31 protein-coding genes and 1 pseudogene are annotated in these 26985 nt (G+C 69.8%); 15 read left to right on the top strand and 17 right to left on the bottom strand.

The window, feature by feature from the left end:
• The first annotated feature begins 10 nt into the window (after positions 1-10).
• The 3 genes from FHR37_RS10625 to FHR37_RS10615 are packed head-to-tail and all read left to right on the top strand — an operon-like array spanning position 11 to position 2472.
• Positions 11-817, top strand: a complete 807-nt coding sequence (locus FHR37_RS10625; RefSeq protein WP_092884608.1) for a thiazole synthase — start codon at positions 11-13, stop codon at positions 815-817.
• Positions 814-1470: a thiamine phosphate synthase gene (locus FHR37_RS10620; protein WP_092884434.1), complete on the top strand. Its 657-nt coding sequence runs from the start codon at positions 814-816 to the stop codon at positions 1468-1470. The genes FHR37_RS10625 and FHR37_RS10620 overlap by 4 nt, the downstream gene beginning before the upstream one ends.
• Positions 1471-1509: 39 nt before the next feature.
• The gene (locus FHR37_RS10615; RefSeq protein ID WP_092884610.1) at positions 1510-2472 is read left to right on the top strand and encodes an NAD(P)H-dependent flavin oxidoreductase; all 963 of its coding nucleotides are present in this window, start codon (positions 1510-1512) and stop codon (positions 2470-2472) included.
• A gap of 92 nt (positions 2473-2564) precedes the next feature.
• On the opposite strand, the gene FHR37_RS10610 is transcribed toward FHR37_RS10615, so the two are convergent.
• Together FHR37_RS10610 and FHR37_RS10605 are read right to left on the bottom strand one after the other, a co-directional pair.
• On the bottom strand, positions 2565-3128 hold the full coding sequence (locus FHR37_RS10610) for a GrpB family protein (protein ID WP_092884436.1): 564 nt from the start codon (positions 3126-3128) through the stop codon (positions 2565-2567).
• Between the two features lie 57 nt (positions 3129-3185).
• The gene (locus FHR37_RS10605) at positions 3186-4724 is read right to left on the bottom strand and encodes a glycosyltransferase family 2 protein (protein ID WP_092884438.1); all 1539 of its coding nucleotides are present in this window, start codon (positions 4722-4724) and stop codon (positions 3186-3188) included.
• A gap of 134 nt (positions 4725-4858) precedes the next feature.
• Here FHR37_RS10605 and FHR37_RS10600 point away from each other — a divergent pair, with 134 nt between their 5' ends.
• Both FHR37_RS10600 and FHR37_RS10595 read left to right on the top strand, forming a co-directional pair.
• The gene (locus tag FHR37_RS10600; RefSeq protein ID WP_092884612.1) at positions 4859-5434 is read left to right on the top strand and encodes a TetR/AcrR family transcriptional regulator; all 576 of its coding nucleotides are present in this window, start codon (positions 4859-4861) and stop codon (positions 5432-5434) included.
• Positions 5435-5436: 2 nt separating this feature from the next.
• Positions 5437-6642, top strand: coding sequence for an SGNH/GDSL hydrolase family protein (locus tag FHR37_RS10595; protein ID WP_237768877.1), 1206 nt, complete (start codon positions 5437-5439; stop codon positions 6640-6642).
• A 51-nt stretch (positions 6643-6693) separates the two neighbouring features.
• On the opposite strand, the gene FHR37_RS10590 is transcribed toward FHR37_RS10595, so the two are convergent.
• Positions 6694-7920 (bottom strand): RNA polymerase sigma factor, encoded by a 1227-nt coding sequence (locus FHR37_RS10590; RefSeq protein ID WP_092884440.1) that lies wholly within the window; start codon positions 7918-7920, stop codon positions 6694-6696.
• Complete coding sequence (locus tag FHR37_RS10585) at positions 7917-8288, bottom strand: YciI family protein (protein WP_092884442.1); 372 nt, start codon at positions 8286-8288, stop codon at positions 7917-7919. Before FHR37_RS10585 ends, FHR37_RS10590 begins: the two co-directional genes overlap by 4 nt.
• A gap of 116 nt (positions 8289-8404) precedes the next feature.
• Between FHR37_RS10585 and FHR37_RS10580 the strand changes: the two are divergent.
• Positions 8405-9772, top strand: a pseudogene (locus FHR37_RS10580) (MFS transporter); the annotation flags it as partial.
• 196 nt (positions 9773-9968) lie between these two features.
• Here the strand turns inward: FHR37_RS10580 and FHR37_RS33435 are convergent.
• The 5 genes from FHR37_RS33435 to FHR37_RS10555 all read right to left on the bottom strand — a co-directional run bounded on the left by FHR37_RS33435 (position 9969) and on the right by FHR37_RS10555 (position 13772).
• Complete coding sequence (locus FHR37_RS33435; RefSeq protein WP_092884444.1) at positions 9969-10715, bottom strand: class I SAM-dependent methyltransferase; 747 nt, start codon at positions 10713-10715, stop codon at positions 9969-9971.
• Positions 10716-10796: 81 nt separating this feature from the next.
• Positions 10797-11147 (bottom strand): VOC family protein, encoded by a 351-nt coding sequence (locus FHR37_RS10570; RefSeq protein ID WP_092884446.1) that lies wholly within the window; start codon positions 11145-11147, stop codon positions 10797-10799.
• Positions 11148-11227: 80 nt separating this feature from the next.
• A complete protein-coding gene (locus FHR37_RS10565; protein WP_092884448.1) occupies positions 11228-12121 on the bottom strand; it encodes a carboxymuconolactone decarboxylase family protein in 894 nt (297 codons plus the stop codon).
• A complete protein-coding gene (locus tag FHR37_RS10560; protein WP_092884450.1) occupies positions 12118-13389 on the bottom strand; it encodes an RNA polymerase sigma factor in 1272 nt (423 codons plus the stop codon). Before FHR37_RS10560 ends, FHR37_RS10565 begins: the two co-directional genes overlap by 4 nt.
• On the bottom strand, positions 13386-13772 hold the full coding sequence (locus FHR37_RS10555; protein ID WP_092884452.1) for a YciI family protein: 387 nt from the start codon (positions 13770-13772) through the stop codon (positions 13386-13388). Before FHR37_RS10555 ends, FHR37_RS10560 begins: the two co-directional genes overlap by 4 nt.
• A 205-nt stretch (positions 13773-13977) precedes the next feature.
• Between FHR37_RS10555 and FHR37_RS10550 the strand changes: the two genes are divergently transcribed.
• The gene (locus FHR37_RS10550; protein ID WP_175542584.1) at positions 13978-14547 is read left to right on the top strand and encodes a GNAT family N-acetyltransferase; all 570 of its coding nucleotides are present in this window, start codon (positions 13978-13980) and stop codon (positions 14545-14547) included.
• A gap of 164 nt (positions 14548-14711) precedes the next feature.
• Positions 14712-15722 (top strand): NAD(P)/FAD-dependent oxidoreductase, encoded by a 1011-nt coding sequence (locus tag FHR37_RS10545; protein WP_092884456.1) that lies wholly within the window; start codon positions 14712-14714, stop codon positions 15720-15722.
• 136 nt (positions 15723-15858) lie between these two features.
• Here the strand turns inward: FHR37_RS10545 and FHR37_RS10540 are convergent, their stop codons facing one another.
• The 4 genes from FHR37_RS10540 to FHR37_RS10525 form a co-directional block, all read right to left on the bottom strand.
• Entirely contained in the window at positions 15859-16422 is a 564-nt protein-coding gene (locus FHR37_RS10540; RefSeq protein ID WP_139239030.1) for a hypothetical protein, read from the bottom strand.
• A gap of 198 nt (positions 16423-16620) precedes the next feature.
• Positions 16621-16797, bottom strand: a complete 177-nt coding sequence (rpmF, locus tag FHR37_RS10535) for a 50S ribosomal protein L32 (RefSeq protein ID WP_092884460.1) — start codon at positions 16795-16797, stop codon at positions 16621-16623.
• Positions 16798-17036: 239 nt separating this feature from the next.
• Complete coding sequence (locus tag FHR37_RS10530) at positions 17037-17645, bottom strand: TetR/AcrR family transcriptional regulator (RefSeq protein WP_092884462.1); 609 nt, start codon at positions 17643-17645, stop codon at positions 17037-17039.
• Positions 17642-19156, bottom strand: coding sequence for an FAD-dependent monooxygenase (locus FHR37_RS10525; protein ID WP_092884464.1), 1515 nt, complete (start codon positions 19154-19156; stop codon positions 17642-17644). Before FHR37_RS10525 ends, FHR37_RS10530 begins: the two co-directional genes overlap by 4 nt.
• 105 nt (positions 19157-19261) lie before the next feature.
• Between FHR37_RS10525 and FHR37_RS30865 the strand changes: the two genes are divergently transcribed.
• From FHR37_RS30865 to FHR37_RS10510, 4 genes are all read left to right on the top strand, one after another.
• Positions 19262-19669, top strand: a complete 408-nt coding sequence (locus FHR37_RS30865) for a hypothetical protein (protein ID WP_202884511.1) — start codon at positions 19262-19264, stop codon at positions 19667-19669.
• A complete protein-coding gene (locus FHR37_RS30860; RefSeq protein WP_202884510.1) occupies positions 19612-19920 on the top strand; it encodes a hypothetical protein in 309 nt (102 codons plus the stop codon). Before FHR37_RS30865 ends, FHR37_RS30860 begins: the two co-directional genes overlap by 58 nt.
• A 132-nt stretch (positions 19921-20052) precedes the next feature.
• Positions 20053-20736, top strand: a complete 684-nt coding sequence (locus FHR37_RS10515; protein WP_175542585.1) for an alpha/beta hydrolase — start codon at positions 20053-20055, stop codon at positions 20734-20736.
• A 238-nt stretch (positions 20737-20974) separates the two neighbouring features.
• Positions 20975-21403, top strand: coding sequence for an anthrone oxygenase family protein (locus tag FHR37_RS10510; RefSeq protein ID WP_092884468.1), 429 nt, complete (start codon positions 20975-20977; stop codon positions 21401-21403).
• 4 nt (positions 21404-21407) lie between these two features.
• Here FHR37_RS10510 and FHR37_RS10505 read toward each other — a convergent pair whose 3' ends face one another.
• Positions 21408-21878, bottom strand: a complete 471-nt coding sequence (locus FHR37_RS10505) for a hypothetical protein (protein ID WP_139239031.1) — start codon at positions 21876-21878, stop codon at positions 21408-21410.
• A gap of 284 nt (positions 21879-22162) precedes the next feature.
• On the opposite strand from FHR37_RS10505, the gene FHR37_RS10500 reads away from it, so the two are divergent.
• Together FHR37_RS10500 and FHR37_RS10495 are read left to right on the top strand one after the other, a co-directional pair.
• Positions 22163-23395: an MFS transporter gene (locus tag FHR37_RS10500; protein WP_139239032.1), complete on the top strand. Its 1233-nt coding sequence runs from the start codon at positions 22163-22165 to the stop codon at positions 23393-23395.
• 85 nt (positions 23396-23480) lie between these two features.
• Entirely contained in the window at positions 23481-24347 is an 867-nt protein-coding gene (locus FHR37_RS10495; RefSeq protein WP_202818157.1) for an aminoglycoside phosphotransferase/kinase family protein, read from the top strand.
• Positions 24348-24410: 63 nt separating this feature from the next.
• On the opposite strand, the gene FHR37_RS33050 is transcribed toward FHR37_RS10495, so the two are convergent.
• Positions 24411-24671 (bottom strand): nucleotidyltransferase family protein, encoded by a 261-nt coding sequence (locus FHR37_RS33050; protein WP_330831780.1) that lies wholly within the window; start codon positions 24669-24671, stop codon positions 24411-24413.
• Between the two features lie 171 nt (positions 24672-24842).
• Complete coding sequence (locus tag FHR37_RS10485; RefSeq protein WP_092884476.1) at positions 24843-25631, bottom strand: nucleotidyltransferase domain-containing protein; 789 nt, start codon at positions 25629-25631, stop codon at positions 24843-24845.
• Positions 25632-25815: 184 nt separating this feature from the next.
• On the opposite strand from FHR37_RS10485, the gene FHR37_RS10480 reads away from it, so the two are divergent.
• Positions 25816-26163, top strand: coding sequence for a VOC family protein (locus tag FHR37_RS10480; RefSeq protein WP_092884478.1), 348 nt, complete (start codon positions 25816-25818; stop codon positions 26161-26163).
• Between the two features lie 80 nt (positions 26164-26243).
• Here the strand turns inward: FHR37_RS10480 and FHR37_RS10475 are convergent, their stop codons facing one another.
• Positions 26244-26624 (bottom strand): hypothetical protein, encoded by a 381-nt coding sequence (locus tag FHR37_RS10475; protein WP_092884480.1) that lies wholly within the window; start codon positions 26622-26624, stop codon positions 26244-26246.
• Positions 26625-26985: the final 361 nt, after the last annotated feature.

Below are 26985 nucleotides of genomic sequence, written 5' to 3'. Positions count from 1 at the left end.
GGTGGTCGACATGGCCGCGGTGAACGCCGGCACCAGCCCGGATCGCCTCACGGTGAACGGAGCCGAGATCGCCTCCAGGTTGTGGATCGGGACCGGCGGGCTGACCAACCTGCAGACGATCGTGGACGTCGTACGCACCGCTCGTCCGGGTTTTGTCACGGTGTCGATGCGGCGTACGTCCGACCTGGGCGAAGGATCGCTGCTGGACGCGCTCGCGGGCGTACTGGAGGAGACCGGCGCCCGCCTGCTGCCGAACACCGCCGGCTGCCTCAGCGCGCGGGAGGCCGTCCTCACCGCGAACCTCGCCCGGGAGGCGCTGGGGACCGCCTGGGTGAAGCTGGAGGTGATCGGCGACGAGCGGACCCTGATGCCGGACGTGGTCGAGCTGCTCGACGCGGCGGAAACCCTGGTACGACAGGGATTCACCGTACTCCCTTACACCACCGACGACCCGATCGTCGCGCAACGTCTGGTTGACGTCGGGTGTGCGGCGGTGATGCCGCTGGGCTCCCCCATCGGCTCGGGCCTGGGCATCCGCAGCCCGCACGCGATCGAGGCGGTCCGCGCGGCGGTCACCGTGCCGGTAGTCCTGGACGCCGGTGTCGGCACCGCCAGCGACGCCGCCCAGGCGATGGAGCTCGGGTGCGACGCCGTGCTGGCCGCTACCGCGATCACCCGGGCCGACGACCCGGCGGTGATGGCGGAGGCGATCCGGCTCGGGGTACGGGCAGGGCGCCTGGCCCGGTCCGCCGGGCGGATTCCGAGGCTGACCGGTGCCCGCCCCTCCTCGCCGATGTCCGGACGGGTGAGCGGGTGACGTCAGCGGCGCGGGCGCTGCCACGGATCCTGCTGCTCACCGACCGGTCCCAGCTTCCGCCGGGAGCCGACCTTGTCGACACGGTCGTGCGGTGCGTGCGGGCCGGGCTTCGCGCGGTGGTGCTGCGCGAACTCGACCAGCCGGACGTCACCCGCGACCACCTCGCGAAGGAGATCCGCCGCCGCACGCGCGGAGCCGACGTCATCGTGGTCTCCGCACACCGTCGGCTCTCCCACACCCACGGCGTGCACCTGTCGGCCGGCCGGCCCAGCCTCGAGAGCCGGTCCGAGGAGCTGCTCGGGCGCTCGTGTCACGATCGCGAGGAGGTACGCCGGGCGGTCGCCGAGGGTGCGGCGTACGTCACCGTCTCCCCGGTCGCGCCCACGGAGTCCAAGCCCGGTTACGGTCCCGCCCTCGGCGTGGACGGACTGCGCCGGCTGGTGGATGAGGCGCGCGGCACACCGGTGTTCGCCCTCGGCGGCGTCACGGCGGCCGGCGCGGCCACGATGCCGGCAGCCGGTGCGTACGGCGTCGCCGTGATGGGTGCGGTGATGCGCAGCGCCGACCCGGCCGCGGCGTACGACCGGATCCGGGACGCCCTCAGCGCCGGCATCCCCGACACTCCGGCGAACCGCGGGGACGTCGGCGGGTGACCACAACGGTTTCGCCGGCCGGAGGACATGATGATGGCCATGGCTTTGTCGACGGTGTTCACGGAGATGTTCGGCATTCGGCACCCGGTCGCGCTGGCACCGATGGGCGGGTCGGCCGGTGGTGCGCTCGTGGCGGCGGTCTCGGCGGCCGGCGGGCTGGGGATCCTCGGCGGCGGGCATGGCGACCTGGAGTGGCTGGATCGCGAACTGTCGATACTCACCCGGCACACTGACCGAGCGTGGGGCGTCGGCTTTCTCACCTGGGCGGTCGACGCCGCCGTGATCGAGTGGACGCTGGAACGCGGGCCGGCCGCGGTGATGCTGTCCTTCGGCGACCCTGTTCCGTTCGCCGAACGGGTCCGCGCGGCAGGCGTCAAACTGATCCTCCAGGTCGCCGATCTGGAGGAGGCCAGGCAGGCGATGGATGTGGGTGCCGACGTCATCGTGGCGCAGGGCACCGAAGCCGGCGGACACGGCGCCCTGCGCGGGCGGTCCACGCTGACGTTCGTGCCTGCGGCAGCCGACCTGGTGGCACCGTTGCCCGTGCTGGCGGCCGGGGGGATAGCCGACGGACGCGGGCTGGCCGCGGCGTTGGCACTCGGTGCGGCCGGAGCACTGGTCGGTACCCGTTTCCAAGCCACGTGCGAGGCCCTGATCGACCCGGCGACCGCCAGGGCGATCGTGGAGGGACGAGGGGACGACACCGACCGCAGCCGTGTCCTCGACATCGCCCGTGGATCCCGATGGCCCTCGACGTACACAGCCCGCACCCTCGGGCACCCCTACCTCGACCGCTGGCGCGGCCGGGAGGCCGAACTGGCCGCCGACACCTCCGCTGTCCAGGCGTACCAGGCCGAGGTCGCCCGGGGCGAGCTGCCGTCGCTGCCGTTGTGGGCCGGCGAGGCCGTCGACCTGATCGACAGCGTGGAGCCCGCGGCCGATCTCGTGCAGTCGATGGCCGTGGAAGCCGAGACGGTGCTGGCCCGTGCGGGCAGGATGTGACGGCCGACCGTGGTGACGTCCGCAAGACCCGGTTGACGTCCGCAAGACCTGGTTGACGGACGCGATCCCCCTGTCAGTGCGGTGAACACCGGTCAGGATCGGGACCGACGCCGCTCCCGGGCCCTGGCGAGAATCTGTGCGATGACCTCGGACTTCGCGTCAGCGTAGTCGTTCATGTCCGTCCACTCCCGTCGCGCGAGCTCGTGTTTCGTCGCGGCGTAGAGGTCACGGTCGGCGTCGTCGAACCGCAGCCAGTCGCGCAGGTCGAGATAGTCGGTGACGGCCTGGTCGTCCGGCTCGTAGACGTGGACGTGCACGTCCCGCTCGGGCGTACGGAACATCCGGTGCCCCGGCTCGCGGACCCGCAGGACGAAGCCCGCTTCGTACATCGGTGGTGCGTAGTCGTCCTCGGCCTCGATCTTCGCCACGGTCAGCAGAACGTCGACAATGGGCTTCGCGGCCAGGCCCGGGACGGACGTGCTGCCGATGTGCTGCACGTCGAGCGCCCGCGCTCCGAGCGCTTCGGCGACACGGGCCTGCAGCGACTCGAACCTGTCCGGCCAGGAAGGGTCGTAGTCCGCTACGACGATGGTGACGGGCTCCCGGCCACCGATCAGAACCGTGTCCAGGTAGGCGTCCCGCTCTTCGTCGGACATGCTCGCACTCTAGGCCATGCTTCGAGGCGACCCGGAAAGGTGGCCCGGGCAGACGGCCTAGTTCCTCACCTGGACGCTGAGGTTGCCGAGCCCGGTCCAGTACGGCCTGGCGACGAACGTGCCGCCCTCGCCGTCGAAGGTCCGGGTGCTGTCCACGGGCGGCTTGCCGGACGGGAACTCCGCGGAGCCGCCCAGCCGGCGTTGCGGACCCCAGCCGCAGCTGTCGGCCCGGACGAGGAGGTCCCAGGTTCCCGCGTCCAGTGGCCGGCCGAGCTTGCCGGTCGCGGGGTCGATCCGGGCCGTCCCGACCAGCCTGACCCGCAGGGCGTCCCCGTCGGCGTCGAGAGTCAGCTCGCTGCGCGTCGGCACGGAGTAGGCGCCCTTGTCGTCGCGGTTCTGCACCACCAGCTCCAGGCGGCTGTCGCCGATCAGTCCGGACACGTCGAACGCCTCGTCTGGCAGAGCCGTCCGGAGATCGCAGGGTGGGTTCCACAGCAGCCGGTCGCCCGCGCGCCGGAAGGTCACCGGGCGCCCGTCGGCATAGGTGAGCCGCCCGCGCGCCCGCACCTCCAGCGCATCGCCGTCCCAGCCGACCTGCTCGAGGTCGGCGGCGACGGTGAGCCCCCGCTCGGCGGCGGCCAGCCGGGCGATGTCGGCGTAGGCGTTCCGGCGCAGCAGCCACGACCGCACCCGCATCGAGAGCGGCAACCAGGCGTCCACCGGGGTGGGAAACCTTTCCCGCACGAGCCGGTGGATCTCGCGGTACCAGCGGTAACGGCTGTAGGGCACGGGCCGGCCGAGCAGCACCGGCCAGGTCATCAGGCGCAGCATCTTGCCGTGGTACCAGTGGGCGTACATCCGGTCCCGCTCCGCACCCGGCAGCGTGTGGGCGTCCACGATGTCGAGGACCTCCCGCAGCGCCTGGTAGTACGCCACCGGGTCGAACCGCCGGGCGGAGTGGTGGGCTCGTCCGGGACGTTTCAGCCAGTGGCAGCACACGTCGTCGGCCAGCACGCTGATGGTCCGTGCCCTGAAGTACGCCTCGACGACGAGGCGGTGGTCCTCCAGCCAGGCGGGCCCCTCCGGGAACCGCAGGTCGTGCTGGAGCAGAAAGCTTCTGCGGAAGAGCTTGTGGGGCGTGAGGAACCCGAGCAGGTGGTCGTCGAGGATGTCCGCGTGGTCGCGCGAGGCGGCGAAGGTGTTCCTCGCCACGCCGCGGCCGTGGCCGACGACCTTGCCGAGCACGATGTCGGAGTCGCACCGCGTCGCCATGGCGTACATGCGTTCCAGTGCACGCGGAGCCAGCCGGTCGTCCTGGTCCAGGAAGTAGACGTACTCACCCGCCGCCTGTTCGACTCCGGCGTTGCGCGGCGCACCGGGTCCGCCGCTTGGGGGATGGTGCACGGCGCGTACCGCCTGCTCCCGCTCGGCGAGGGCAGCCAGCAGCTGTGGCGTCTCGTCGGTGGATCCGTCGTCGACGAACACGAGCTCGTAGTCGCCTCGCGGCATCGTCTGGGTGAGCACGGACTCCGCGCACTCGCCCAGGTAGTCCGCGCCGTTGAAGACAGGGACCACCACGCTGATCTTCACCCCCATGAGGAAAGAGGTACCGGCTGACCCCGCCTCGAGGCAACACCCACGTACCCACGGCGTGGCGAACGCCGGACACCGTACCCGCTCCCTAGAGCTATTAGGGACTGCTGTAGTGTCTATCGGGAAGGAGGGTGATCATGGTACGAGCAGGCCTCACGCCCGAGCTCCTGGTGCAGGCAGGAGCGGAGCTGGCCGACGAGAAGGGCTTCGACCAGGTGACGGTCTCGGCGCTGGCGAGGCGGTTCGACGTGAAGGTCGCCAGCCTCTACTGGCACCTGGACAGCTCCGAAGGGCTGAGGACCCGGATCGCCCTGCTGGCGTTGGAGGAGATGGCCGACCGGGCCGCCTCCGCACTGGCCGGCCGGGCCGGCAAGGACGCGTTGACAGCACTGGCGAACGTCTACCGCGACTACGCCCGCGAACACCCCGGCCGCTACGCCGCCGCGCAGCACCGGCTCGACCCGCAGACAGCGGCGGCCAGTGCCGGAGTCCGGCACGCGGAGTTCACCCGGGCCATCCTGCGCGGCTACGACCTGACCGAGCCGGACCAGACCCACGCCGTCCGCCTGCTGGGCAGCTTCTTCAACGGCTACGTGAGTCTGGAGTCCGGCGGCGGGTTCGACCACAGCTCCCCCGACAGCCAGCAGAGCTGGGAACGGCTGCTGGACGCCCTCGACGCACTGCTACGCAACTGGCCAAGGAACCCGAGGTAACGATGACCATGCACGAGCGAAACGACCTGATCAGCACGCCGATCGGCCCCGGCCTCCTGCGCGGTGCGGTGGAGTGGGAGCGGACCGAACGCGGCCTGGCGCCGCACCGGCTCCCCGCGTGGGCCCGCGCCCAGTGCGCCGACCCGCAGCTGGCCATGGCGGAGTCCCAGCCGTCCGGCGTACGACTGGTCTTTCGTAGCGAGGCCACCGTCGTGGAACTGGACGTGGCGCCCACCAGGCGGGTCTATCCGGGCGCACCGCCTCGCCCGGACGGCGTCTACGACCTGCTGGTCGACGGACAGCTCGCCGGCCAGGCGGTCGCGACCGGTGGTGACACCATCACCGTCGACCTGGCCACCGGCACCAGCGAGCACCGGACCGGGCCCGCCGGCACCATCGTCTTCGACGGCCTGCCCGCGCGGACGAAGGACGTCGAGATCTGGCTGCCGCACAACGAGGCCACCGAACTCGTCGCCCTGCGTACGAACGCGTCCGTCCAGCCCGCGCCGGACAACGGGCGTCCGGTGTGGCTGCACCACGGAAGCTCCATCAGCCACGGATCCAACGCCACGAGCCCCAGCACGATCTGGCCGGCGCTCGCCGCATCTCTCGGCGAGGTCGAGCTCACCAACCTCGGCTTCGGCGGCGGCGCACTCCTGGACCCGTTCACCGCACGGGTGATGCGGGACAGCCGCGCCGACCTGATCAGCGTCAAGCTCGGCATCAACCTGGTCAACGCCGACCTGATGCGGCTGCGCGCGTTCACCCCCGCTGTGCACGGGTTTCTCGACACCGTTCGCGAGGGCCACCCGACCACTCCCCTGCTGGTGGTGTCCGCGATCCACTGTCCGATCCAGGAGGACACTCCCGGCCCGTTGGCGTTCGACTTCGAGGCCCTCGCCGCGGGAGAGGTGCGGTTCCGGGCCACCGGCGATCCGGACGAACGCGCCGCCGGCAAGCTCACGTTGACAGTGATCCGGGACGAGCTGGCCCGCATCGTCGCGCAACGGTCGGTCGACGACCCCAACCTGCACTACCTCGACGGCCTGAAACTCTACGGTGAGAAGGACTTCGCCGAGCTCCCGCTCCCCGACGGGGTGCACCCGGACTCCGCGACCCATCGCCTCATCGGTGAACGCTTCGCCCAGTTGGCCTTCGGCGAGGGCGGGCCGCTGGCGAAGGAGCGCGCGCGTCCCGAGCGGCCCTGAGCGGTCCTGAGTGGCCGAGCGCAGTCGTCCATCGAAGTACCGAGACCGTGTCTACGGTCCGCCTGGCCGTGGCCTCAGTCGGGCGGCGCGCCCTTGCAGGTAACGCTGTTCGGCGAGGCTCGCGGTGGCCTTCGCAGCGCGCCGGTAGTGCTCGTACGCCCCGGCCGGGTCGCCGGTCTTCTCCAGCAGATGTGCTCGTACGGACAACAGCCGGTGGTGGCCGGCCATCCGCGCGTCGCCGTCGAGGGTGGCGAGCAGGGCCAGCCCGGCCGTGGGACCTTCGGTCTCGGCGAGCGCGATCGCGCGGTTGAGGGTGACCATCGGGTTGGGCGCGATGCGTTCCAGGATGAGGTACAGCGCGTGCACCTGTGCCCAGTCGGTGTCCGCGGCCGAGTCCGCGTCGGCGTGGGTGGCCGCGATCGCTGCCTGGAGCTGGTAAGGCCCGAGCGCCGGGCCGGCCAGTGCGGCCTTGACGAGTGCGGTTCCCTCGTCGATCAGGTCCCGGTCCCACCTCGTGCGGTCCTGTTCGTCCAGCGGCACCAGGTCACCGGCCGCTGTCGTCCGCGCCTCCCGGCGGGCGTGGCCGAGCAGCATCAGCGCGAGCAGCCCGGTCACCTCGTCGTCGTCGCGCAGTTGTGCGTGCACCATGCGGGTGAGCCGGATCGCCTCGTGCGCGAGGTCGGCCCGGTGCAGTTCGCTGCCGGAGGAGGCGGTGTAGCCCTCGTTGAAGATCAGGTAGAGCACGTGCAGGACCACCCGTAGCCGCTCCTCACGCTCAGGCCCCGACGGCAGCGTGAACGAGCTGCCCGCGGCCCTGATGCGCTGCTTGGCGCGGCTGATCCGGACCGCCATCGTGGCTTCGGGCACCAGGAACGCGCGGGCGATCTCGGCCGTGGTGAGGCCGCCGACCGCCCTCAGCGTCAGGGCGGTCTGCGAGGACGGCGTCAGCGCCGGATGGCAGCACAGGAACAGCAACACGAGCGTGTCGTCGGTGTCCGGCAGCTCCTCGGGCACCACCTCGGTGGCGGTCGCGGACTCCCGCTCCCGGCGCGCGTGGTCGCTGCGCAGATGGTCGATCAGCCGGCGGGACGCGACGGTCACCAGCCAGCCGTACGGGTTGTCCGGTACACCGTCGGCCGGCCACTGCACGGTGGCGGCCAGGACGGCCTCCTGTACGGCGTCCTCGCAGTCCTCGAACTGGCCGTGCCGACGTACCAGCGCGCCGAGGACCCGCGGCGTCAGCTCACGCAGCAGGTCCTCGACAGCCGGTGCGGTCATGCGTCCAGGTTTCCGTCGGCGAACATCACCTGCCGCACCTCGACTCCCAGCCCCTCGATCGCGGTGTCCGGAATCTGGGCGGCGAGTTCGAGTGCACGGTCCTTGCTCTCGCAGTCGATCAGGTAGAAGCCGCCGAGGAACTCCTTCGACTCCAGGAACGGTCCGTCGGTCACCGCCGGCTGGCCGTTTCGTACCGACACCACGGCCGCCTGGGACGGGTCGACCAGCGCCAGCGTGTTGATCAGCTCACCGGACTCCTTCAGCCCCTGGATGAACCTGCCGTGGCCCTCGCCGATCGCCGCCTTCTCCTCCTCGGTCAGCGATTCCAGGACCGCGGGGTTGATGTGCATGCTGATCAGGAACTTCATGTCGAACTCCTCGTGCTTCGCGGGCCCCGGGCGGGCCCTTCGACCGGTTGGTCGGAGCCGCAAAGGCCGTCTTGACATCCCCGGACAGAACTTTCGCACGAGTTTCCGCCCGCCCGGTGCCCGAATCGGTGCGTTTCGCCCCTTCCCGCGGACCACACCGCGAACCGAGACCGACTCGAGCCGATCGTTCCACCGCGTCGACGTCAAGGTCGACGTCAAGAAGGTCCCGGCCGCTCCGACAGACGGGCGACAGCACAGAACATCGAGATAACGCGGAGTTCAGAATGCGAATCAACCGGGCGGCGCTGGGGCTGGGCGTCCTCGTGCTGCCGGCACTCTTCGTCGCCGTCGACCAGACGGCGCTGCTCCTGGCGCTGCCGCAGCTGAGTGCCGACCTGGGCGCCACCAACGTCCAGCAGTTGTGGATCAGCGACAGCTACGGCTTCCTGGTGGCCGGACTGGTCATCACCATGGGCACCCTCGGCGACCGGTTCGGCCGCAGGCGGCTGCTCATGATCGGCGGAGCGGCGTTCGCGGTGATGTCGGTCGTGGCCGCGTTCGCGTCCAGTCCGCTGACGCTGATCATCGCCCGCGGGTTGCTGGGCGTGGCCGGCGCGACCCTGGCACCGTCCACGCTGGCGTTGATCACCACCATGTTCGGCGACGACCGGAGACGGGGACAGGCCATCGCGGTCTGGGCGGCGTGCCAGTTCACCGGTGGCGCCCTCGGGCCCGTGCTCGCCGGACTCCTGCTCCAGCACTTCTGGTGGGGGTCGGTGTTCCTGGCCGCCGTGCCGGCGATGGTGATGCTGCCGCTTGCCGGACCGTTCCTGTTGCCGGAGTTTCGCAGCGACCGTGCCGGGTGGCCGGACCTGACCAGCGTCGGACTGTCGTTGCTGGCGGTGCTGACGACCGTGTACGGAGTCAAGCAACTGGCCGTGGAGGGCGTTCGGGGCGTACCGGTGGCGGCTGTCGTCGTCGGCGCCGTCGTCGGATACGTGTTCGTACGCAGGCAACTTCGGCTGGAGTCGCCACTGCTCGACCTGCGACTGTTGCGCAACCGGCCGTTGACGGCCGCTCTCGTCGCCCTCGTGTTCGCCGGTGTCGCCATGGCCGGCACGGGCCTGGCGGTGACGCAGTACCTCCAGAGCGTGCTGGGCTTGTCTCCGCTCGCGTCGGCGGTGTCGTTCGCCCCCATGGGCCTGGCCGTGGCGATCGGCACCCTGGCCGCGCCGGCGCTGACCCGGCGGGTGAGCCGCACCTCCGCGATCGCCGGCGGCCTGGTGGTGTCGGCGTCGGGCGCTCTGCTCCTGGTCGCTGTCGGCGGCGTGTTCTCCCTGCCGCTGGTGATGGCCAGCATCGCCGTACTGGCGCTGGGCACCGGCCCACTGTTCGCGCTGGGCACCGGGCTGGTCGTCGGATCCGTGCCACCGGAGCGCGCCGGGTCCGCGGCGTCGATGTCGGAGACCGGAAACTACCTCGGCGGATCGCTCGGGTTCGCGGTGCTCGGTGTGGTGGCCGCGGTCGTCTACCGCGCCGGGATGGACGGTACGTCGGACTCACTGGCCGGTGCGGTCGCCCAGAGCCGGCACCTCCCCGCCGGCCAGGGCGCCGAACTGCTGCACGCAGCGAGAGAGGCCTTCACCTCCGGCCTGCACGTCACCGGTGTGCTCGCCGCGGTCATCTTCGCCGGACTCGCCGTGCTGGTCGCGACCATGCGCCCCGCGAGGCGGTCGGTCGACCTCGGCCGGACGCCGGCCGGGAGGGCCGGTGCCAGACCAACGTGTAGCGCCAGAACAACCGGCGACGGAGTCGTACGCCGGGCAGGGCGGCGCGGGCCTGGCGAGTGATGTCGGCGAAGGTCATGCCCGCCGGACGTGTCCTGGCGGCCATGGACGCAGGTCCGGGATTTCGCCGGAGTGCGCGTGTGTTCTTGAGCAGGCCGATGACGAGGTTCAGCGGCACGGACGCGGCGCCGAGCAGGTGGTCCCCGAGCGTCCGTTCCTCGTACAGACCGACGATCACCAGCGTCCCGCCGGGAGCAAGCCGCCGGCGGAACAGACCGATCGCCTCGGCGAACGGCAGATGGTGGACGGTCGCCACACAGGTGATGACGTCGAACGACCCGGGCGGGACGTCGGTGAGTGCATCCCCGGCCGAGAAGCTCACTCGGGCGCCCGGTGCGGTCGACTCCCGAGCGGCAGCGATGATCTGCGGGTCGGAGTCGATTCCGTCCACGGCTTCGGAGCGCTCGGCCAGGAGCCTGGCAAGCTCACCACGCCCACAGCCCACGTCCACAGCGGTCCCGAACCTCCTGGGCAGCCGTCGCAGGATCCACCGGTGGTAGTGGGCGTTGTGGTCCCAGGGGTGAGCGCGGTTGAACCGGTCGATTGCCTCAAGTGCGCGATGCGTCGGTGGCACGGACATGCCCGGTAGCGTAGGCACGGTCACGCTGCCTCGATCACCGGGCGCCCTCGTCCGGCCGGTGATCGAGGCAGCCCCGGTCGGTCAGTTCTGCGGCGCGGGTTCGAAGAGGCTGAACGGCGTGCCCTGATCGTCGTGACAGTGCGCGATCCGCCCGACGCCGGGAACGGCATGCACTCCCTCAGCCACGCCGCCGAGATCGTGGACCTGCTTGACCGAGGTGTCGATGTCATCGGTGGCGAAGTACACCCGGGGATGGGCGAAGCCGTCCTCCCGTGGGGCGATAGCACCCTCCGGTCCGTTGCCGATCACGTGGTAGTCGCCTGGGAACTCGCTGGTGTCCCAGCCAAACAGGTTCCCGTAGAAAGCACGGGCCTTGGCGGTGTCGGCGGCAGGTAGTTCGATCCAGTCGATCTGTCCGGGGACTGTTGGCATTTGTCGTTCCTCTCGTGCAAGCGTCGGTTGACACACCGGAGGACGAACGACAAGGACCGTTCTCGACAGTCCTCGACAACTCAGCGCCTGGTCTCCTGCGCCAGTACCTTCCGGCCGGCGTCGAAGCTGCGGAGCGCGGCGCCGAGTGCCGCCGCGACGGTGACCTCGAAGATCTGGTCCTGCGAGCACCCGGCCGTGAGGAGCCGGTCGACGTCGGCATCGGTGATCCGGTACGACGCGTCGCGCACCGCGCGGGCGTAGGACTGCCAGTGCTCCGGGATCGGCCCACCAGCCGCGACGGCAGAGCGCAGTGCAGGGGCGGTGGTGACCGGTGCGTCCAGCACCGAGTGGCGCAGGTTGGCCACGTCGTCGCCCTGATCGACCGCAGGTCCGTCGGCGAGCAGGAAGGACGGGAAGCGGTAGCCGAACCGGTGCAGCGCGCGGGTCCCGCTGTGCAGTTGACCTTCGCGGAGCACGAAGCCGAACGCGTTGGCGAGGCGGTTGACGACGTTCCACACCAGGTTGACCCGCAGTGCCTGCAGCACCGCGTCGTCGGGAATGCCGGCCATTCCTGCACGAGCTTCGGTGGCGTTCACGTCGTCCGGCGTACGGCTGACCAGATCGAGGAAGTTCCCCACCGTGCGCAGGTGCGGCCGGGCGGATGCCGGGTCGTCCGGGTCGATCTCGCCGTCGCCGGCGATCCGGGTGAGCTCGGCGTGGGAGTCGACGCAGAACAGGCACCGGTGCAGTTGCGCGGTGCGCATCGCGAGGTACTCCCGCTCCCCCGCCGTCCAGTACGACGGCCCGCGCATCGCCTCGGCGGTGAGCTCCAGCAACGGGCGGGTGAGAAATCCCGGCCGGTACAGCAGCATCTTCACGATGTCCGGACTGGCCACCCGTGACGTGGCGGAGGTGAATGTCAAGAAGAGCTTGACACGGCGGCGGTGGCCGTGGTCCAGGATGGGCAGTCTCATCGGGACTCCGTGAGGTCGAGCTCGCGCAACCGGTCGGCGAGGAACCTTCGGTCGGCGGGGTTGGTGGCGAGTTCGTGGGCACGTCGATACGCCGACGCCGCCTCGGCGGTGCGGCCGAGGCGGCGCAGCAGGTCCGCCCGGGACGCGTGCAGCAGGTGGTAGCGGTCGAGCCCCTCGATCCGGTCGACCAGCGCCAGACCCTCGGCCGGGCTGGTGGCCGCGGCGACGGCGACGGCATGGTTGAGCGCGACCACCGGCGACGGGGTCAGCGTGCGCAGCTCGGCGTAGAGGGCGGCGATGCCCGGCCAGTCCGTACGTTCGCCGGAGCCGGCCTGGGCGTGCAGCGCGGCGATCCCGGCCTGCAGTTGGTACGGACCCGGCCTGCCCACGCGCAGCGCCCGGTCCAGCAGGCCAACGGCTTCGACGATCTCCTTCCGGTCCCAGCGGGACCTGTCCTGGTCGGCCAGCAGCACCACGTCACCGCCGGCGGTGTAGCGGGTGGCACTGCGCGAGTCCTGCAGCAACAACAACGCGACCAGACCGAGCGCCTCGGGCTCGTCGGGCATGAGGGTGGCGACGAGCTTGCCGAGCCTGATTGCCTCCGCCGGCAATGTGCGGCGTTCGGGCCGGTCGTACGCGGCGGTGTAGCCCTGGGTGAAGATCAGGTAGATCACCGCGAGAACGCTGGACAGCCGCTCGGGCAGCAGCGAGTCGGCGGGCACCTCCAGACTGATGCCGGCATCGCGGATCTTCCGCTTCGCGCGCACCAGCCGCTGGGCCAGCGTGGGCTCACCGACCAGGAACGCCCGGGCGATCTGCCCGGCGGTCAACCCGGCGACGGCCTGCAAGGTCAGCGCGACCCGGGCGTCCTCGGCCAGGGCGGGATGGCAACAGGTGAAGATCAGGGCGAGGCGCTCATCTCCCATGCTGCGCAGGGTGTCCTCGCCGAACTCCGTCATCGTCGTCAGCTCTCCCGGCGTCGCCCGAAGCCGGCCGAGCTCCCCGAGCAGTGCGAGTTTCTCCTTGCCGAGCCGGGCCCGCCGCAGCCGGTCGATCGCGCTGTTGCGGGCCGCGGTGAGCAGCCACGCCATCGGGTCGTCCGGCGGTGGGTCGCCCCAGGTGCGCAGCGCGAGGGCACACGCGTCCTGCAGCGCGTCCTCGGCGAGTTCGAAGTCACCGAGGACGCGGATCAGCGCGGCGAGCATCCGGGCCCGGTGAGCGCGGTAGACCCGCTCCAGTACCGGTGCGGCGACCGGTCCGGCGTTCATTCGCCGGTGGCCGCCAGGCCCGAACGGCGGTGGTCCAGGCCCTGCACCCCGGCGATCGGGCGTACCTCGATCCCACCCAGCTCGGCCATCGGGCACATCGCCGCGAGTTCCAGAGCCTCGTCCAGGTTCCGGCAGTCCAGAACGTAGACGCCGCCGAGATGCTCGTGGGTTTCGGCGTACGGGCCGTCGGTGATCATCGTCCTGCCGTCGCGCACGCTGACGGTGGTCGCGGTGTGCTCGCCCTGCAGCGGATGTCCGTAGACGAACGCCTCGCGCCGGCGGCACTCGTCGGCGAAGGCGTTCACTCTCGCGAGGGCCTCCGCGAAACCCGGATCGCCCGGCTCGGGCCGCTCGCAGTCGTAGATCAGCAGCATGTACTGCATGTGTCCTCCACTCACCCGGAGACTTTCTGCCGGAAGGGCCTGTCGGAGAGGATGACGAACACGCAGACCGTATCTCGACATCCCGGCCCGCCTTCTTCGCGACGCGGAGTGGCGCCCGACACAGCGGGCGTCGCGGGCGCGTCCACGCTCGATCGCACCCGAAGGGACGGCGGCGAATCTCCGATCGCCCGATACGCTGCCGGGCGTGCTCCTCACGTTTCCGGACCCGGCATTGGCCGCCGCCGGCATCGTCCTCCGGCAGGCCGAAGCCGGCGACGCGCCCTGGATCACCGCGGCCTGCAGTGATCGCGAGTTGAGCCGCTACGTCCCGTCCATTCCCTACCCCTACTCCGAATCGGATGCCCGGACGTTCATCGACCGTGCCGCCGAGGACTGGGCGCAGGGACGCGCCGCGCTGTTCGTGATCGCCCAGGCAACCAGCGGGGAGAGCCTCGGTGCCGTTGCCCTCCACCCGTCCCCGCGCGACTCGGAGGTGGCCGAGGTCGGTTACTGGCTGCGCCGGGAGGCACGCGGCCGCGGCGCCGCGACGATCGCCGTACGACTGGTGGCCGGCTGGGCGTTCGGGCACCTCGGCATCAAACGGCTCGGCCTGCAGACCCACCCGGAGAACTCCGCCTCGCAGCGCGTGGCGCACCGCGCGGGCTTCACTCGGGAAGGACTGCTCCGGGCCTGGATGGCGACGCCGAACGGGCGGCGCGACAGCGTGATGTTCTCGCTGCTGCCCGAGGACGACGGAGGCGGCATCCGGCCGTAGGTTCGCCGGCGGCTCGGCCGGCGCGACGAGCGGTCCAGGCGACGCGCTGGACCGGCTGACGTCGCGTCAGGGCGAACCCTCATGTCCTGCGGGCAAGCTGGGAGTTAGCGTCGGACGCAGAGGGCCCGTTCAGCGGAGTCCCGGCTCGACGAAAGGTACGAACCATGCCAGTGCAGGCCGACCCTCCCGCGAGCGACACGCTGCCGGTCGGGACCGTCGACGCCGTGGTGATCGGCGGCGGTGCGGCGGGCCTGAACGGTGCGCTGATGCTCGCCCGCTCCCGCCGTTCGGTGGTCGTGATCGACAGCGGCACTCCCCGCAACGCACCCGCGGAGGGCGTGCACGGGCTCCTCGGGCTGGACGGCACCCCGCCCGCCGAGTTGTACCAACGGGGACGTGACGAGGTCCGCCGCTACGGCGGCCTGGTCGTGTCCGACGAGGTGACGTCCGCCCTGCGCGCCGAACCGTCCGCCGGCGGCGATCTCCGCTTCACAGTCGCTCTGGCCAGTGGCCGAACCCTGACCGCGCGCAGGCTGCTGGTGGCGACCGGGCTGCGCGACGTGTTGCCGGACGTTCCCGGTCTGGCGGAGCACTGGGGACACGGCGTCGTGCACTGTCCGTACTGCCACGGCTGGGAGGTGCGCGACGAACCCATCGGCATCCTCGCCGTCGGTCCCGCCTCACTCCACCACGCGCTGCTGTTCCGCCAGCTGACCGAGGACCTCGTCTACTTCACCCGAGGCACCGACCTCGATGCCGGAACCCGTTCGCGGCTCGCCGCACGGAACGTCCGCGTCGTCGACACCCCTGTTGCCGAAGTCGTCACCGCCGACGACGGGAGGATCTCCGGCGTACGACTGACCGACGGCGAGGTAGTCCCCCGCAGGGTCCTCGCCGTCGCGACCACCATGCTGGCCCGCACCGCGGGCGTCGACGGCCTCGGCCTGGCGATGGAGGACCTGTCAAACGGCATGGGACGTCGCTACACCTCCGGCGTGGCCGGCGTCACCGACGTGCCCGGGGTGTGGGTGGCCGGCAACGCCACCGAACTGACCGCCCAGGTAGGCGCCTCCGCCGCGGCGGGCGCTCTCGCCGGCGCCCAGATGAACGCCCAGCTCGCCGTCGCCGACACCGATGCCGCTCTTGCCGCGACCGGGAGCGCCGTGCACGCCTGAGCGCGTGCACGGCGCCGAACAAGACCGCGTCCGGAGCGCGAGTCTCGTTGTCCACAAGGGCGCGTGCCGATGGCCCGGGCGGAGACGATCTCCACCCGGGCCACCCGCACGACGTGTCAGTCCGTGCCGAGCCTTCTCACCGCACCGCGGGAGCCTGGCCGTTGTACCACTTGACGCCGAACTCACCCGACCGGCACGTCGCCGTCGCCGCGACGAACCGCCAGCCGCTGTAGTCGGTCTTCGAACACGCGTGATAGGTGGAGAACACGCGCCACTCCTGCGCGCCCACCCGAGCCGCCGGAGCCTGGCCGTTGTACCACTTCACGCCGAACTCACCCGACCGGCACGTCGCCGACCCCGGGACGAACCGCCAGGCGCTGTAGTCGGTCTTCACACACGCGTGGTAGACCGAGAAGACGCGCCACGTCTGCACACCCACCCGAGCCGCCGGAGGCCGGCCGTTGTACCACTTGACGCCGAACTCACCCGACCGGCACGTCGCCGTCGCCGCGACGAACCGCCAGCCGCTGTAGTCGGTCTTCGAACACGCGTGATAGGTGGAGAAGACGCGCCATTCCTGCGCAGCGACCTGCGCCGATGCCGACGCCGACGCGGGTGTCGCCATCGCCAGCAGGAGTCCACCCACAGTCGTCAACGCCGCGACAGCGGCACGTACGCCCATCCTTTTCCAACGACCCACGACGTCCTCCTAAGCAGAACCGGCACATGAGGAGATATCCGCACGAGCTGAGCACGTGCTCGGTAGGTGGATGCCGCGTCGGCCTTCCTTCAAACACAAAGGGAACGAAGTCTCAGGCAGCGCACCGGTTGTGGGATTGAAGGACTGCCCGACCCGGGCGGCGACGATACGTCGCCGCCCGGGCACTCCTGGCGCAGATCAGTTTGTGACCGACCTGTTTCCGTACTGGCCGCACGTGGGACAGGCCCGATGCGCGAGCCTGGGTTCGCGGCATTCCTTGTTGCTGCATGGGACCAATGAGGGTGCGGTCGCCTTCCACCGCGCTCGGCGAGACCGCGTTCTCGAACGTGACTTCCTTCGCTTCGGTTCCTGCATTGCGTCGCTCCCGATGTGTGGTCCGCGAACCACCATCTCCGGATGCCGGACACACGTCGCCGCGGTCTCGAAGCAGAACAGAACAGCATGCGGCGAAGATCGCGTCCAGCCTTGCCGGTAAGGCGGATCGCGGTGGTGGACCTGGCGCTGGATGCTCGCTCTACAGCGAGGGCATCCGGCGCGACTCGGCCACATACACATGGGTACGCATGGTCGACACCATATACGCACGGCACATCTCAGTTGTCGGGGAGCAGGCCGGCCTGGCGGTAGATCTGGCGAAGGTAGCGTCGCATCTCCGCGCGGTCGGGCGGGTCCGGCTGGAGCACCCGGTAGACGACCGCGCCGGCCATCATGTCGATCAGCACGTCCAGGTCGGCATCCGGTGCCAGTCTGCCCGCCTGTTTCGCGTGCTCGAGCATCGCGCTCGCGGCTTTCCTGCGGGGCAGGACGTAGTGCTTCCAGTACGTCCTCATCAGCGCGGGGTGGCTCACACTCGAGCCGAGGATGCGCGCGACCAGGGCGCGGAAGTCATGGCTCGCGGCCAGTTCGGCCGACTCGTCCAGCATGTTCTCCAGGAGTTGTTCTGGCTTCACCTGTTCCACTTCGGCGTTCGAAGGCCGGTCGCGACGGCTTTCGACCATCCACTCGATGGCCTGGGCCGCCAGTTCCTCCTTCGACGCCCACCGCCGGTACACCGTCACCTTGCCCACCCCGGCCTGCCTGGCGACCTGTTCGATACTCATCCCCTCGACGCCGCGTTCGATGAACAACTCCAACGCGGCCTGCAGGATCGCGCGGTCGACCTCCGGATCGCGTGGGCGGCCGCGACCACGTTGCTGCGTCACCGGGAGACCTGCCCGCGCCGCAACGTCCCATCCAGCCACCGCTCCAGTCCGGCCGGATCGCTGCCTCTCCAGGCCAGGTGGGCATCCGGGCGTACGAGCATCGTCTGCTCCTCGTCGTGCCGAAGTACCCCGAGATGCTCGCCGAGCCGTTGCCTGGCGACGGTTTCGAGTTCGTCCGCACCGACCTGCGGCACCACGAGTGCCCAGCGCCCGCCGAGCTCGGCATGCAGACCGGAGGCGCTGCCGTCAGCGCGTACGACAGCGCGGTCGGACACCCGATCACCCGGGCGGGGCCTGGCGCCGCGACCGCCATCCCCCAGCGGCCCCTTGCGATAACTCACCCACAGCTGCGACGTGGTGTAGGTCGTCCAGCGTTGGACGATCGCCAGGTTGAACAGCCGCACCAGCACGTGGTCCCGCAGGAATCGCCCGACCGAACTGCTGGCGATGTTGATCTTTGTGACGTTCGCCGTGCCGCGCAGCACCTCGGTCGCGAGCGGGCGGCGTTCGGCCTCGTAGGTGTCGAGCAGCGCCGCATCCGCCCTGCCCCGAACGACGAGCGCGAGCTTCCAGGCGAGGTTCTCCGCGTCGCCCACGCCGGTGAGCATCCCCTGGCCGCCGAACGGTGCGTGGGCGTGCGCGGCGTCGCCGGCGAGGAAGACGCGGCCGCTTCGATAACGCTCGGCCAGCCGGCGATGGATGGTGAACTGCGAGACCCATTCGGCTTCGCCGATGCGTACGTGCCTGCCGGTGCGCTCCGGCAGGATCCGCCGCAGCCGGTGCAGGATCTCCTGCTCACCGGGCTTGTCGTGGTCGCCGGCTCCCGGGTCGTAGGCGATCAGCCGCCACAGGTCGTCGCGGCCGCTCACCTGGTCGGGCATCGGCATCGCACCGAGCATGCCGGCCGGGTGAATCCAGCCGCTGGTTCCGCTGCGATCGAGGTCCCAGTCCAGGCGCAGGTCGGCCAGCAGGAAGCGCTCGCTGAGCTTGACACCGGGGAAACCGACACCGGCCAGTTTGCGGGTCGTGCTTCCGGTGCCGTCGCAGCCGATCACCCAGCCGGCGCGAACCACCTGCCCGTCGGCCAACGAGACGGTGACACCGTCGGCGTCCTGGTCGACGTCGACGAGCGCGGTGTTCCACTCGGGCGCGCCGCCGAGGTCTGCCAGCCGGTCCCGCAGAGCGGCTTCGACCTTCGCCTGGGACACCACCATCGGCGGCGCTGCCGTCCTGCCGCCGGGGTCGCCGAACCTCAGCGTCATCACCGGGCGGTCGCCCAGATATGTCGTGATCCGCATGGCCCGCAGGGACTCCTCGGGCAATGTGCCGAGCGCGCCCAGCCGGTGCAGTACTTCCGAGCCGCGAGCATGCAGGAAGTTGGCCCGGGAAGTGGTGGCCGGTCCGGGTGCCCGGTCGACGACGCGGACGGCGACTCCGTGCAGCCGGAGTACGCACGCCAGCGTCAGCCCGGTCGGCCCGGCGCCGACGACAAGAACCTCGGTGGTGTCCATGGCGGCTCATTTCATTTACGAAACGGTATCGGTTCGTAACCGTACCCCCATCGAGGTGGTTCTGCTAACTTGCGCGGCATGGAGAGCGCCGAGTCCGGACGGTGCGTGGACGTGCCCGGATCGCGCGGCGGGTGCACGGACTCGGGCGATGTCGCCATCCATTGGCTCCGCGACGCGCTGTCGCGTCTGGCACAGGAGACCCGTGCACGCCCCCGCAACGGCCTCGCACATCACGGTGCCGACGAAACCGTTGGCACCGTCGGCACCGACGACGCGGTGGGGTTCGATCCACTGCCGCTGCTCCGGGCGCTGTACGAGTTCGGCGCGCACGTCGTCGTCATCGGACAGGTCGCCGGAATCATGCACGGTTCGCGTGAGCTGACCGGGGACCTGGACCTGCTCTGGGACGGCCACTCCGTTCAGGCGGACGCGATGGCCGCCGCCTTCGCCTCGGTGTGGCCGAGCTCACCGACGACGACGGCGCTCCTCTGCGCTGCGAGCCGGCTGCGTTAGGGCTGCCGAAGGTGCTGTTTCGTACTCCGGGCGCAAGCGGCGATTGCTGCACCCCCGCTCTGCCGTGGGGTGATCTGCCGATTGCCGAATTCCTTACCCAGTACGAAGTTGCGAGGGCCGACGGGTTCGAGATCCGCTACCTGGATCGCGTGGACCTGATTCGGATGCGTCGGGCTGCCGGGCGGGCGAAGGACCATCGGCGCGCCGACGAACTCGAACGACCGGCCTCGAACCGTCAGCCGAAGAAGTGAAGTGCGCGGTCGATTCCGGCGCGGTAGTGGTGTCGAAGATCTCGCTGTCGCCGTACGACCGTCGAGCATGACCGGCCCGCTGTCGGCCGGCAACGTAATACTGTGGGCCACCGCCGAGGAAGGGACGCGATCATGCCTGCTCCGGAACCCGCTCGTGCCGATGGGATGGCGGGAGAGTTCGTCACCGAGTCCTTCGATTACAACGGCGGACGCCAGGTCACGGTCTACGTGCCGCCGGAACCGCCGGAGGCGGTCGTGTACGCGGGCGACGGTCAGCTGATCTCCCGGTGGGGCGTGGATCTCGAGTCGGCCGACGTTCCGCCGACGATGATCGTCGGTGCCCACCGGACCGACGACCAGGACGAGATGGTGCGCATCCGGGAATACTCGCCGCCGTTCGACGAGAAGCGGTTCGCGGCCCACGAGAGGTTCTTCGTCGAGGACGTCGGCAGCCGGGTGCGGACCCGCTTCGGCGTCAACCTGCCGGCCGGACGCACCGCGGTGTGCGGGGTGTCGGCGAGTGGAGAGCTCTCGCTCGCGATGGGGCTTCGCCACCCGGACGTCTACGGCGCGGTCTTCTCCGCCTCACCCGGTGGCGGCTACCGTCCGCCCGCGGAGCTGCCGAAGCCGTTCCCGCGTACCTACCTTGTCGCCGGCACGGAGGAGCCGTTCTTCCTCGAGAACGCCACACGGTGGGCGGACGCCCTGCGTGACGCCGGTGTGGATGTCGTGATGACCGAGCGGGCCGGCAACCATGGCGACCCGTTCTGGCGGACCGAGTTCTCGTTGATGGTGGCCTGGGCGTTCGGAGGCTGAGGCGATGATGACCCCCGCCGACCGCTGTCCACGCGAAGCGCGGGTCGTCGAGCAGAGCGCAGCCAGCCCGTGCGGTTGGACGACCACACATGCTTGTGAGCGTCTCAAGCATTCTCATCGTCCAGCCGCTACGGGCATGGTGGATGCATGACGGTTTTCACCACCGGCGGCGAATTCGGCCGCGCACCACGATCGCTGGGCAGCTTCCTCGCCAACCGCCCCTCCGTGAAGGCACACCATGGCTGAGCTCGTCCTGGCCGTGGGCCGGGTGCTCACCGGCCTTCTCGCCGGCGTCTACCTGGCCTTCCTCCTCGCCGTGATGCCCGCGCTTCACAGCCAGCCGGACGATGTCTTCGTCAAAGTCATGAACCGGATCAACGTCGTGATCGTCAATCCGATCTTCATGGTGCTCTTCCTCGGCGCGCCGATCGTCACCGCCGTCCTGCTCCGCTGGCACCGGGACGTCCTCACGGTGTCGGCGGTCGTCGCGGCCGTGCTGGCCGTGGTGGTCACCGTCGCCGCGAACATCCCGCTCAACAACGCACTCGCCGACGGCGGAGCCAGGGCGGCCTTCGAGACACCGTGGATCACCTGGCACGTCGTACGCACCGTCCTGGCCTGCGCGTCGTTCGGCCTCCTCGTCCTTCCGCGAACGACGGCCGGTTGAGCGATCAGCCCACCCAGGCAGCCCACTGCTCGCCGGCGTCGCGTTCCAGCGCCTTGAGATAGACACTGAGCTTGCCGTAGAAGATGTACACCGCCTCGCGGTAGACCTGATGCTGGACGAAGGGCGAGGCGACGAAACCGCCGCGGTCGATCCGGTCGATGTGCAGCTCCTCCTCCGTGAAGCGGTCCAGCGCCGCTTTCATCGCGTCGTCCTGCGCCTGGAACCACGCGCGCAAACCGGCGGTGGTGATCGGCGCCGGTGGCGGCGGGAGCTGCCGGTGCGCCCAGTCGAGAGTGAACGCCTCGAACGAATGGGTGTAGACGCCCTGGAGGTCGCCCAGCTCGACCAGCAGCTCGCCCAGCGTCGGGTTGTAGCCCGGCAGCTTGTAGCCGAGGTCGGCATCGGACACCACGCTCAGGAGGTGGTCCCGCATGCTGTGGTGCCCACGAATCTCCTCCTCGAAAAGACTGTTCATCGCCTGTCCCTCCATGGCCCCGGCGATCGCCGGCAAACGCCTCGACCGCCTGTGCGATTCATGGCGGTGAGGATGGCAGACGCCACCGACAAGCGCACGGTCGCCGCCGCTCCCCCGGGTTGACGACGTTCGGCTGCCGGCGAACACGATCCGCTGTCAGCGAAGGTGATGGACATCGGCCGCTGCCGGTTCCAAGACTTGCGGAGCGTTGATCGGAGTCAACGAACCGAACCGGATCGGCAACCACCGGAGGCGCTGTGCCAGTCCCCCACGCGGTGACACCCTTGCGAAGGAACCGCGACTTCATGGTGCTGTGGACCGGGCACGCGATCTCGGCCCTGGGATCCAGCATCGCGATGATCGCCTATCCCCTGCTGGCGCTACTGGCGACCGGCTCCGCGCGTACGGCCGGCCTGATCGCCTTCGTCGGTATGGCCGCCGGGGCGGTGCTGCGGCTGCCGGCCGGAGTGTTCGTGGACCGGCTGCCGCGCAGGGCGCTCCTGGTCACCTGCGACGCGATCAGGGCGGTCACCACCGCATCGGTCGCGCTGGCTGTCGTGACCGGCCGGCTGAGCATGGCGCACCTTGTCGTCGCGGCCGTCGTCAACGCCGCGTGTGACGCGTTCTTCGATCCTGCCCAGATGGTCACCGTCCGGCAGGTCGTGCCCACGGCGCAACTGCCGAACGCCATGGCGCAGAACGAGGCCCGCGGTCACCTGGCCGCACTCGGAGGCCCGCCACTGGGCGGCCTCCTCTTCGGTGTCGCGGCCGCCCTGCCGATCGCGGCGCAGGCCGCAAGCTTCGTGACCAGCGGTCTCCTCATCGGCTCGATCAGGCAGAAACTGCACGGCGGGCAAGGGCAGCGGGCGAACCTCCGTCCGCTGCGCCATGACCTCCTCACCGGCATCCGGGTGGTGTGGGCCAACACGTTCCTGCGGGTCACCCTGCTGAGCGCGGCGGGGTATTCGTTCATCTTCCCCGCCGTCGTCCTGGTGGTGATCGCGTCGACCAGGGCCCGGGGAGCACCGGCCGCCGAGATCGGCGCGGCCCTCTCCCTTGCCGGTGTCGGCGGGATCCTGGGCGCCTGGCTGTCGCCGCAACTCCAGCGAAGGCTGCCACCTCCGGTGCTGGTGTACCTCTTCTGTACGACCACGACCCTCGCGCTGGGCGCCCTGACGTTCGCGTACAGCCCCTTCCTCATCGGTGCCCTGCTGGCACTGACGTACTTCACCTCTGCCCCGGCCAACGGAATGCTCGCCGCGGTCCAGATCAGCATCACCCAACCGGAGCTACAGGGACGGGTGCTGAGCGCGGCCATGCTCGTGGCCGGCCTCGCCGCGCCGCTGGGCCCGCTCGCCGGCGGATGGCTGCTGCAGGACTTCGGCGTACGCGCGACCTTCGTCGTCCTCACCTGCATGTCAGCGGCCCTCACCGCTGTAGTGCTTCTCAGCTCCGCCATCAGGCACATGCGCCCGCCCTCCGCGATCGATCGGGAAAGCCATGCCGAAGGTCGATAGTGCCGGTGTGGTTGGATCGCTCGGGTGATCGAGCCCGAGGTTGATCCGCGGATCGCGGGCGTGGTGCCGGCAGGAGCTGGGCGCCGTGCCCGTCGGAACCCTTTCCACGCCTGGGATGCCGGACGCCGGGGGCACCCGTCTCGACGACGGACGTACGGTCTTCATCAAGACCCGCCCTGACCCCACCAGGCGGACGACCACCTGCGTCGGGGTCCAGCGCCGCGTCGCCGACGCGGGTTTCCCCTGTGCTCGCCCGCTCACCGACGCGACCTACGTGGACGGGCACGCAGTCCATGCCGAGGAATGGCGGCCTGGTGGCGAAATGCTGCGGGGAGACGGCCCGGCGATCGCGGAGCGCTCGGCGCAGCTGTTCGCCGAGCTCACCGCGATCACGGCGCGCATCGAACTCCCGCCGCCGCTACCGAATCCCGAGTGGGTGCACTGGGATCACGCCGGTCCCGGCATCTGGCCGTCCAATCCGCGTCACGACACCCGACCGGGTGCGGATGATCTCCCGGGTGAGCTGGTGAAAGTCGCCGCCCGTGCTCGTGCCCGGCTGACGATAGCCGACGAAGGCCCGCGCGTCCTGGGCCATGCCGACTGGGAAGCACAGAACCTGCGGTGGAGCACCGAGGGCATCCACACGGTGTACGACTGGGACAGCATCGCCTGGCTGCCCGAAGCCGCACTTGTCGGTGCGGCGAGCGGGTCCTTCGCCAGTGCCGAGATTCCCACGCTTGCACCGGTCGACAGCTCGGAAGCGTTCATCGCGGCGTACGAGGATGCGCGCCGACGGCGATTCACCGTCGAGGAGCGGCAGGTGGCGTGGGCGGCGAGCCTGTGGCCGGCCTTGCACAACGCGCGGGCCGAGATCCTGTGGTGTCAACCGGCCGTTGCGCTGGCCGAGATTCTTGCGCAGGGCGAGGAACGTCTCCACCGCGCCCACGCCTGAACCGGCCCTTCGGAGACTCCGTGTCCGGCCGGTCGTGCCATCTCGCTGACCTCGTGCAGGCTTTCAGCCTGGGTAGACCTCGTGGCTGTCCCCCGCGACCGACGCGGCGAAGTACGGGTTCTCCGGGGCGACGGGAGAAACAAGATCGACTGGGCGGCCGAGCAGAGATTCGAGTGACTCCTTCAGACCGAAGTAGGCGTCGAAGCGGCTCGCCACGTCGTCACGAAAGTCGACGAGGAAGTCGACATCGCTGGCCGTCTCGTCGAACCGTTCGTGACGGCGGAGCCGAAGAGGACGAGACGCTTGACGCCGTACCGCTCGCAGACAGCGGCAATCGCGGCACGGTCGAACACGAGGGGCCCAGACACCAGCCTCATTCCCTCGCGGCTGCGGGAACTCACGAACTCAGCTTGAGTGATCGTTCCTCCAGGCGAACGAAGCGGGCTGATCCCGGTCGACAGGTCTCGCGGATCGAGGCAGCTCGGCTCTTGCCGGTCAGCTCAGCTCGGGCGGGAGTATTCCGGTGAGCCAGGCGAGTTCGTTGTCTCGAATGAAGATCGAGGCGCCCGTCGCACGATCCACCGGCCAGGGGTGAATGGATTCCAGTGCCCGCACGTATGCGTCTGCGCTTTCTCGGCTGGGTTGGGTGAGGAGCTGCCGAGCGAGGGTGCTGTATCCGTCCGGTATCCGGTCCAACGTGGCGAGCGTGGCGTCGAGATACCTCGGCCCGCGAAAGAGCGTCCGGTTCAACGCGAGTAGGGCCCGCCCGCCGGCGCTCACCGTGTGCACAGCGGCGTGATGCAGCAGGAAGGTGTTGTCCGACAGGACAGCCTGTGGCAGGAAGTCCGTTCCGTGCCACCAGACCTCGGACATGAACGAGATGGCCCGGCTCTCCCACACGTTCGGCGGAAGCTCAGGGATGGCGGCGACCCGCTCGGCGACGTCGTAACCATCGCGGACCCAGGCCACCCGGGCGCCTTCGAATGATGCGCGAACAGGATCGTCCCCACGCTCGGCGGCGGCATCCAGAAACGCGACAGTGGCGAGTTTGACGTCGACACAGCCGCCTGGATACGTCGCGTCGAGGCGTTCGTCGAAGATCACCCGATGAGCGGCGACAGCCGAATCGAACACGTCGTCGGGCACCACGAGATACACGTCGACGTCGGAGTCGGGTCGTTCCGTACCACGAGCCACCGATCCCACGAGGATGACCGCGATCGCGTTCGGATCGGCCTTCACCCGTCGGACGTACGTATCCAGCGTGTCCTCGTGATGCCGCATAGAGGATTGAACCTATCCGTACGGCAGATCCCGTTACAAGATCCGGGCAGGATCGTACGAGCTGGGGCCCGCATTGGTCCGCACCTGGATCGGCACGACTGTCACCGCTGAGTTTCGAGGCGGGCTCCGGTCTGTGTTCCGGTGCCCGAACCGGTCGGGTCCGACGTCGAGTGAGGAGACAGGCATGGCGGTCGGAGTGTTCGCAGGCATCCCGGTGCGGGACTACGCCAGCGCGTTGGAGTGGTACAAGCGGCTGTTCGGTGCCGAACCGGCCTTCTATCCCAACGACATCGAGGCGGTCTGGCAGCTGGCCGAGGACCGGTACGTGTACATCATTCAGGATCTCGGCAGGGCGGGCGGGGCCGTCAGCATGATCTGGGTCGACGATCCGACCGCCGAGGTTGCGAGGATCTCCGGACAGGGCCTGGAGCCCGTCGACGTCGAGAAGCACGGCTCGGTCTGGAAGTACGTCTTCCACGACGGCGACGGCAACGAGACCGGAATCGGCGGCGAGGTCCCGACGACCGGGTGACAACCCACCCGCGAACACGTCGATCGACGACCGGTCGGAGGCGTCGGTCTCAAGCATCGCAACGGCGTCGGCCCGGTCGACTACAGCATCCCAACCGGTGCGATCAGCACCTCGTCCACCGGGCAGATCCACACAGCTCGGCGTTCGTGGGCCGAAACCACGAGCGGATGCTTGTCCGGGTGGTGTGGACATGGAGGCCAGTTCGTCGGTACCCATCGTCCCTCGATCGCGATGTCCTGAAGTTGATCAGCCACCATCGCGACGCGCTCGAACTCGGGTGCGGAACCGTCCGCCCAGATCCCGGTCGCACCGGTGCCGTCAGGGTCCAGCACCATCCCCTCGCCGGCACCCGGGCTACTCGTCGGGTACGGCCAGTCGTCCACGACGCGCGGCAACCTGATGCCGGCACTTCGTAGGTCGCACAAAATCGGCTCCAGCGCCTGCCTCAGCACCTCGTCCACAGCCCCAGTCTCCCGGTTCGGCGGCCGTGCACCTACACGGACGGGCGGTTTTTTCCCGGACCGCGCTAGGCTGCGGGCAGCGAGTGACCCCGCGAGGAGCTGAGGAATGCCCGGTCGTTCAAGCGCGCGTTGACGTCGTAGGTCCTGAGTGACCTGTCATCGCGTGCTGCCCTTGATGTGCGGCACAGCGAGCCTTGTCCGCCTGCACTGCCGGAGTGCCTGTCGTACGCCGGGCAGTGGCCTCGTTCTCGCTAACCCGAAGGGGTCTCCGTGTCGTCTACTTCCTCAGCTGTATCCGATTTTGATCGAACTGCACCGCCAGGACGCCGCATCATCGTGACCGGGCAGGCCGGGGCCGGCA

The organism is Actinopolymorpha cephalotaxi (assembly GCF_013408535.1).
GTDB lineage: Bacteria > Actinomycetota > Actinomycetes > Propionibacteriales > Actinopolymorphaceae > Actinopolymorpha > Actinopolymorpha cephalotaxi.
The sequence above is the reverse complement of the archived record's forward strand: the minus strand, read 5'-3'. Positions and strand labels throughout refer to the sequence as shown.